This window comes from Mesotoga infera, assembly GCA_011045915.1.
GTDB classification, from domain to species: Bacteria; Thermotogota; Thermotogae; order Petrotogales; family Kosmotogaceae; genus Mesotoga; species Mesotoga infera_D.
This window is the reverse complement of record DSBT01000215.1, coordinates 1-1,907: the sequence shown is the minus strand read 5'-3', so window position 1 is coordinate 1,907 and position 1,907 is coordinate 1. Positions and strand designations below refer to the sequence as shown.

Here is a 1,907-nt window from a genome sequence, read left to right as displayed (position 1 = left end):
TCCTTCAAGGTTCCATCGCCAATATGAAGATCACTAAGGTATAGTTTTTTCACTGCGGTCCCCCTAGACCATAATACCCCAAATTCGCAGTCAAAATTCAATATTCTGTGAAGTTGCTGGTTCAAATATCATGGTAAAGATGAGAGAATATAACGATGAGCAGCTTATGGTACTTGCTGGATTTCGCCTTAGCTTTGCCGCTCTTATTGAACGGTTTTTGTGCGTTTTTCGCAGCTTTGAGCGTGAGTATTCTAATTAGCTTTTCTATGCGCGGTTACGAGGGAATTACTTTTTCCGATCCAGATAAGCAGAAGGCATCGGCCCTTGGATCCGCCTTCATTGCTTGCTTTGTGGTTCCAATAACAATCTTCATTTCTCCGTTTGTTGCTGTGCCTGCTTTCATCGTAACGCTTTTCAGGTATTTCTTCCTTTACAGATTGGTGAGAACGACCTTCGAGATAGATATGATAATGCTTCTCACGAAGGAACCGTTACAAACCACTAAAACATATGACAGACTAAAGAGAATTCTGGATGTGATTTTCGCTACTCTCATGCTTCTTATCTTCGGTCCAATTATTGGAATAGTTGCGCTCGTCTCACTTGTTACAGGAGGTAGACCTATCTTCATTTGTCAGACGAGAATCGGAAAGAACTGTGACGAGTTTGGAATGTACAAATTCAGAACTTTTAAGACAGAAGATGGTAAGGAACTGATCACCAGATTGGGTAGATTTCTGAGACCCCTGCGACTAGATGAGCTTCCGCAGATAATCAACATTATTAGGGGAGACATGAGTCTGGTTGGTCCAAGACCGGAGTTACCATCGTTTCACAAGCTTGGAATGGAGAATATTGATAATTATTCGCTGAGGCTTCTGGTAAAACCGGGGCTCACCGGCTGGGCTCAAATCAATTACAAGTACACGACTACGCTTGAAGAATACAGAATAAAAACCGCTTTTGATCTATATTATGTAAAACACAGATCATTGATTTTGGATCTGAAGTGCCTCCTAAAAACACCATTTGCCGTTTTCATTACATTGCTCAAAAGGGAAGGATAAGAAAAAGAGGGGCTGAAAACCCCTCAATACTCTACTTTTTCTAGCGCAGAATCAACCTTTCGGTATCTCTTCAAGCTCCTTCCTTCTTTGAATCACACTCTTGCTGTTGTCTTTGTAGTGCGTGTGGAGAAGTTCATGAGATAGATGTCCAAGAGGCTTTCCCAGGTACTCTTCATAAAGCTTCAGAATAGCTGGATTCTCATGGGACTTTCTGATCTTCGACGATTTATCAATGCTGTAGATTGCTTCCATTCTCTTCTGAAGGTAGCCCGGTTCGCTAGATTTTGGCTGACCGCCACCACCGATGCAACCACCGGGGCAGGCCATTACTTCGACAAAATGGTAGAATGCCTCTCCTGAACGTATTTTGTCCATCAACTTTACTACGTTGCTTCCCCCGTGAACTATGGCCACTTTCACTTTGGTGCCCTTCATGTCGATTTCGGCTTCCTTCACCCCCTCGAATCCGCGGGCAAAATCGAAATCGAGTCTCGGGAGCTCTTCTCCCGTATGAAGCTCGTATGCAGTCCTCAAAGCGGCTTCCATAACACCGCCTGTGGCGCCAAAGATCACAGCAGCGCCAGTAGAAATTCCGAGTGGATTGTCATATTCTTCTTCTTCAAGTGACTCGAAGGGAATCTTGTTCATTTTAATCAGCTTGCCAAGTTCTCTTGTGACTAGAACCGCATCGGTAGATTGGGAACCTCTAACCTCCAGGGTTTCTCTTCCTTTCTCGTCCTTCTTAGCGGTGCATGGCATTATCGAAACCAGATAAATATCTTCAGGTTTCTTTCCTATTTTCTCGGCAAAGAATGTCTTGACAAGCGCGCTCAGCATCTC

General features: G+C 43.8%; 2 protein-coding genes. One reads left to right on the top strand and one right to left on the bottom strand.

Going from position 1 to position 1,907, the window contains the following annotated elements:
• Window positions 1–155 precede the first annotated feature (155 nt).
• Window positions 156–1,067, top strand: coding sequence for a sugar transferase (locus ENN47_07675; GenBank protein HDP78048.1), 912 nt, complete (start codon window positions 156–158; stop codon window positions 1,065–1,067).
• Window positions 1,068–1,118: 51 nt separating this feature from the next.
• Here the strand turns inward: ENN47_07675 and ENN47_07670 are convergent.
• Window positions 1,119–1,907 (bottom strand): ferredoxin (locus ENN47_07670; protein HDP78047.1); only part of this gene is annotated, 789 nt, incomplete at its 5' end.

Bases quoted from the DNA above. Each gene is read 5' to 3' on its own strand.
- ENN47_07675 (HDP78048.1), top strand. From the start codon at position 156: ATGAGCAGCTTATGGTACTTGCTGGATTTCGCCTTAGCTTTGCCGCTC.